Annotated in this window: 2 protein-coding genes; one reads left to right on the forward strand and one right to left on the reverse strand. The window is 75.5% G+C overall.

Annotated elements, in window-relative coordinates; genetic code table 11:
- Positions 1-2,583 (forward strand): acyltransferase domain-containing protein (locus Q5425_RS23355; protein ID WP_308674418.1); only part of this gene is annotated, 2,583 nt, incomplete at its 5' end.
- A 28-nt stretch (positions 2,584-2,611) separates the two neighbouring features.
- Here the strand turns inward: Q5425_RS23355 and Q5425_RS23360 are convergent.
- On the reverse strand, positions 2,612-5,779 hold a 3,168-nt coding region (locus Q5425_RS23360), incomplete at its 5' end, for a type I polyketide synthase (protein ID WP_308674419.1).

A 5,779-nucleotide genomic window follows, 5' to 3' on the forward strand; every position in this document is an offset into this window, starting at 1 on the left:
GAGCCTGCGGCGACACCGGCCGAACCCCGCACGCCGGCGGCCGGGCCACCGGTGCTGCCCTGGCTGCTCTCGGCCACGACCCCCGACGCGCTGGCCGCCCAGGCCAGGGCCCTGCTCGACCACCTGAGCACGACCGCCACCGACCCGCTCGACGCAGCCCATTCCCTCGCCACCACCCGCACCCACCTGCGCCACCGCGCCGTCATCTTCGGCACCACCCCCGAGGACCTGGCCGGCGGGCTGGCGGTGCTGGCCGACGGAGCCGCGGCGGCGAACGTGATCACCGGCAGCGCGGACGGCGCCGGTGAGGTCGCGTTCCTCTTCCCCGGGCAGGGCGGGCACTGGCGGAACATGGCCGGCTCGCTGCTCGCGTCGTCCCAGGTGTTCGGCGACAAGCTCATCGAGTGCGACGAGGCGCTCGGCCCGCTGGTGGACTGGTCGCTGATCGACGTGCTGCGCTCGGCACCGGGAGCTCCCCCGTTCGAGCGCGTGGACGTGGTGCAGCCGGCCTACCTGGCCGTGCTCATCTCCCTCACCGAGCTGTGGCGGCACCACGGGGTGACTCCCGCGGCGGTGACCGGGCATTCCCAGGGCGAGATCGCGGCCGCGTGGGCGGCCGGCGCGCTTTCGCTGCCCGACGCGATGCGCGTGGCCGCGCTGCGGAGCCGGGCGCTGACGCGGCTGTCCGGCCGGGGCGGCATGGTGTCCGTGGGGCTGCCCGAGGCAGCCGCGCGCGAGCTGGTGGCCCGCTGGCCGGACCGGCTCGGCATCGGTGCGGTGAACAGCCCGCGGTCGGTGGTGGTCACCGGCGACCCGGCCGCGTTGACCGAACTGCTCGCCGAGTGCACCACGCGGAACGTCCGCGCCCAGCGCGTCCCCGTGGACTACGCCTCCCACTCCCCGCAGGTGGAGCGGATCCGCGAGGAGCTGCGCACCGCGCTGGCCACGGTCACGGCCGAAGCGGCGGTGCTGCCGTTCGTCTCCGGCGCCACCGGGCGCTGGCTGTCCCCCGGCGAGGGCCGGCTGGACGGGGACTACTGGTACCGCAGCCTCCGTGCGCCGGTGCGGTTCGACGCCGCGGTCTCCACCCTGCTCGATGCGGGGTACCGCCGGTTCGTCGAGGTCGGCCCGCACCCGGTGCTGGCCCCGGCGGTCCGGGAGACCGCCGACCACGGCGGCGTGGCCGCGGCCGTGCTCGGCACGCTGCGCCGCGATGACGGCGGCCCGGACCGGTTCCTGCGGTCGTTGGCCGAGGCCCACGTGACCGGCGTCCGGGTGGACTGGGCCGCCGTGTTCGCCGGTGCCGGCGCCCGCCGGATCGCGCTGCCCGGCTACGTGTTCACGCGCGACCGTTACTGGCTGGACCGGCAGGGTGGCGTCGAGGTCGTGACCGCGTCCGGCACCGGCCCGCCGGACGGCGGCCGTGGCTCGCTCCGGCGGATGGCGGCGATGTCCGAAGTGGACCGGCAGGCGGCACTGGCGCGGCTGGTCGGCGGGCACGTCGCCGCGGTGCTGAGGTATCCCGCCGCCGATGCGGTGCCGGCCGACGACACCTTCCGGGACCTGGGCTTCGAATCGCTCACCGCGATGGAGCTGTGCCACCGCATCACGGCCGCGACCGGGATCACCCTGCAGCTGAGGGACGTGCTGAACTACCCGACGGTGACCGAGCTGGCCGAGTTCCTCGCCGGACGGCTGACCGGGATCGACCTCGACGCGGTCCCCGAAGAACCGGACGCCGGTCCGGCACCGGCCGACAGCCTGGTGGCGCTGTACGTCGCGGGTGTCGAGGACGGCCGGGGCGGTGACGCCATGCAGCTGGCCCGCGTCGCGTCGCGCCTGCGCCCGACCTTCGACGCCGGGACGAGCGCCGACTCGATCACCGTGACCAGGGTGGCGAGCGGAACCGCCGGGCCGGCGCTGGTCTGCCTGGTCCCGCCGGTCGCGCCCGTCACCGACCTGGCCTACACCATGCTGGCCCCGGCCCTTCCCGAGGCCAGAGACCTCTGGACCATGGGTGCCCCGGGCTTCCACGCGGGCGAGCCGCTGCCCGCCGACTTGCCCGCGCTCCTCGCCACCTTGCGTCGCGCGCTCACGTCCACCGCGGCGGTCGAGCGCCCGTTCGCACTGGCCGGCTACTCCTCCGGCGGCTGGCTCGCGCACAGCCTGGCCGGATACTTGGAAACGCACGGTCCCGCACCGGCCGCGGTCGTGCTGCTGGACACCTACCTGCCGATGTCCGAAGTGGACGAAAGGCGGGCGCGGTTCATGCGCGAGCAGCTCCGGCGGCTCGGCCTGGCGTCGCCGGAGAGCCGCTCGGCGGGGCTGGGGGACCAGATCAGCGCGATGGGCGGGTACGTGGACCTGTTCGCCTCGTGGCGGCCCGCCCGGCTGACCGCGCCCACGTTGCTCGTCCGCGCCTCGGAATCGCTGTCCGGATTGCCGGCCGGCCGGGCGGAGGACCAGTTCCCGCCGGAGCTGTGCACGGTGGTGAACGTGCCAGGCCACCACTTCAGCCTGATCTCCCGGCACACCGAGACGACCGCCCGGGCCGTGCACGACTGGCTGAGCGAACTCCGTTAGAACCGCGGTACCCGGGCGGGGCCACGGGTCATCGGTCGAGGACGTCGTCGATGAGGGCGAACATCTCGTCGTCCGAGCCGACGTCGAGGTTCAGCTCGCCGGCCCGGCCGGGCTCGTGCCACGAGCGGACGAGCGCGTCGAGCCGTCCCCTGATCTCCGGCCCGGCCTCGGCCGGCAGCTCGGCCAGCGTGGTCTCCAGCTGCCGCAGCTGTGCCAGTGCCACCGCGATGTGCCGTTCGGGCGCGTCGAGGCCGGCGCGCAGGTGCTTGGCCAGCGCGGCCGGAGTCGGGTGCTCGTAGACAACGGTCGTGGCCAGCCGCAGCCCGGTCTCGGCGTTCACCCGGTTGCGCAGCTGGGTGGAGGCGAGGGAGTCGAGGCCGAGTTCCCGGAACGGCCGGTGCACCGCGATGGTGCCGGCCGCGTGCCCGGACACCGCGGCGACGTGTTTGACGACGAGCTCGAGCAGCAGCTCGTCGCGTTCGGCCGCGGGTAGCTCGGCAAGCCTTCGCCCGGGTACCGGCCCAGAGCCATGCGTGGTCGTGAGCCCGGCGAACAGCGCACTCGGCCTGGTCACGGTGTACGCCGCGGCGAACCGGTCCCAGTCGACCACGCCGACCGCGACCGCCGGGCCGGCCGGCTCGGCGAGGCTCCGGTCGAGTGCGGCCAGCGCGCGCTCGGGGGACAGCGGGGTGACGCCGTCGTGCCGGCCGGTGTCGAAGGTGTTCGCCATGCCGGTCGCTTCCCACGGTCCCCAGGCAACCGCGGTGGCGGGCAGACCGAGGCCGGCGCGGTGCTGCGCGAGCGCGTCGAGCACCGCGTTCGCCGCGGCGTAGTTGCCTTGCCCCGGGGAGCCCAGCACACCGGCGAAGGAGGAGAACAGCACGAACCGCTCGACGGGGTGGTCGCGGGTGAGCTCGTGCAGCGCCACGGCGGCGCCGGCCTTGGTCGCGAAGACGGTCTGGAGCCGTTGCGGTGTCAGGGATTCGATGATGCCGTCGTCGAGGACCCCGGCCGCGTGGAAGACGCCGGTCAGCGACCGGCCGGCGAGGACTTCCCGCAGTGCCGCGGTGTCCGTGATGTCGCAGGCGGCGATGGTGACCTGGGCACCGGCTGCCTCGAGCTGGGCACGCAGGTCGTCCGCGCCCGGTGTGCGCCGGCCACGCCTGCCGAGGAGCAGCAGGTGCTCGGCACCGCCTCGGGCGAGCCACCGGGCCACGTGCGCGCCCAGCCCGCCGAGCCCACCGGTGACCAGCACCGTGCCGTGTGGTCGCCACCGGCCGGTGTTCGCCGGCTCGGCCGGCGCGTGCGCCAGCCGCCGGGTGCGGACGACGCCGTCGCGGATGGCGAGCTGGTCCTCCCCCGGCGGCGCCGCCAGCGCGGCGCCCAGTGCCCGCCACGTCGCGTCGTCGAGCACCTCGGGCAGGTCGATCAGCCCGCCCCAGCGGTGCGGGACTTCCAGCGCGGCGACCCGGCCCAGGCCCCAGATCCCGGCCTGCCGGGGATCCGACACCGCCGCGCCGGCGGTGACCGCGCCCCGGGTGATCGTCCACAACGGACCGGCCGGCCCCGCGTCCTCCAGCGCCTGGAGCACCGCGAGGATGCCGGGCACGCTGCCGGCGACCGAGATGATCCCGTCCACCGGTGGTGGGGCCGCTTCCGCCAGGCGGCGTGCCCAGCCCTCCCGCTCGGTCCCGTCGTGTCGCACGGTCACGACCGCGACCCCGCGTTCGGTGAGCGCACCGGTGATACCGGTGATCACCAAGTCGCGGTGCGGCGGTGCGAGCAGCAGCCAGGTGCCGGTGGGTGCCGCCTCGTCCGCACCGGACAGCGGAACCCAGGACTCCGTGACGCGCCCGGGGTCGTCCGCCGGCACCTGCGTGTCGCCCCGCAGCCAGTACCGCTCGCGCTGGAAGGCGTAGCCCGGCAGGTCGGCTCGCCGCCCGCCGGCGTGCCAGAGCGCCCAGTCCACCGGGACGCCGGCGGTGTGCAGACCCGCCAGCGCGGCCAGCACGGTTCGCGGCTCGGCGTGGCCGCGGCGCAGGCTGCTCAGGAACGTCACACCGGTCAGTGCCTGCTGGCCGGCCGTGGTGAGGGCCGTGCCGGGGCCGGCCTCCAGGCAGGTCCGCACGCCTGCCCGGCCGAGCTGGTCGAGCACGTCGGCGAACCGGACCGTCTCACGGGCGTGGCGGATCCAGTACTCGGGGGTGTCGAGCCCGTCCGGGGCGCCGGTCACGCTGGAGATGATCGGGATGCGGGGCTTCGCGAAGCGCAGGGCGCGCACCGCGTCGAGGAAGGGATCGAGGACCGCGTCCATGTGGTGGGAGTGGAAGGCGTGGCTGACGGCGAGCCGGCTCGCCCGGCCACCCGCCGCGGTGAACTCCTCCGTGACGGCCAGCACCGCGGCCTCGTCGCCGGAGATGACGACCGACGCCGGGCCGTTCACCGCGGCGATCGCGATCTCGTGGTCACGCCCGGCGATCAGCGCCCGGACCTGCGCCTCGGACGCCGCGAGGGCGGCCATGGCCCCGCCGGGCGGCAGCTCCCGCATCAACCGCCCCCGTGCGGTCACCAGCGTCGCGGCGTCGGCCAGCGACAGCACCCCGGCCACGTGCGCCACCGCGATCTCCCCGACCGAGTGCCCGGCGACGAAGTCCGGCCGGACACCGGATTCCGCCAGCAGCCGGAACAACGCCACTTCGACGGCGAAGACACCGGCCTGGTTGTGATCGGTGCGCGCCAGTTCGGTGGCGTCGCCGCCGAACACGACCTCGGCCAGGGGCCGCTCGCGGTGCCGGTCCAGCTCCGCGCACACCTCGTCGAACGCCGCGGCGAACGCGGGCACGGTCCGGTACAGCTCCTCGGCCATGCGCGGGTACGGGCTGGCCTGCCCGGGGAACAGCACGGCGAGTGCGCCGCCGCCGGCATGGCCGGTGTGCACGGCCGTCGCGGGCTCGCCGGCGGCCAGCGCACGCAGGCCAGCAGTCAGCTCGGTGATGCCGGCGCCGAGGACGACGGCGCGGTGTGCGTGGTGGGGACGGGTGGTGGCCAGGGAGTGGGCCACGTCGAGCGGATCAGGGCCGTCGGCGTCCAGGTGGTCGAGCAGGCCCGAGGCCTGGGCGGCCAGCGCGGCGGGTGTGCGCGCGGACAACAGCCAGGGCAGGAACCGCAGGGGTTCGGCCGGTGTCGCCGCCGGCGG

Origin of the sequence: Amycolatopsis sp. A133, assembly GCF_031082405.1 — a bacterium.
GTDB lineage: Bacteria > Actinomycetota > Actinomycetes > Mycobacteriales > Pseudonocardiaceae > Amycolatopsis.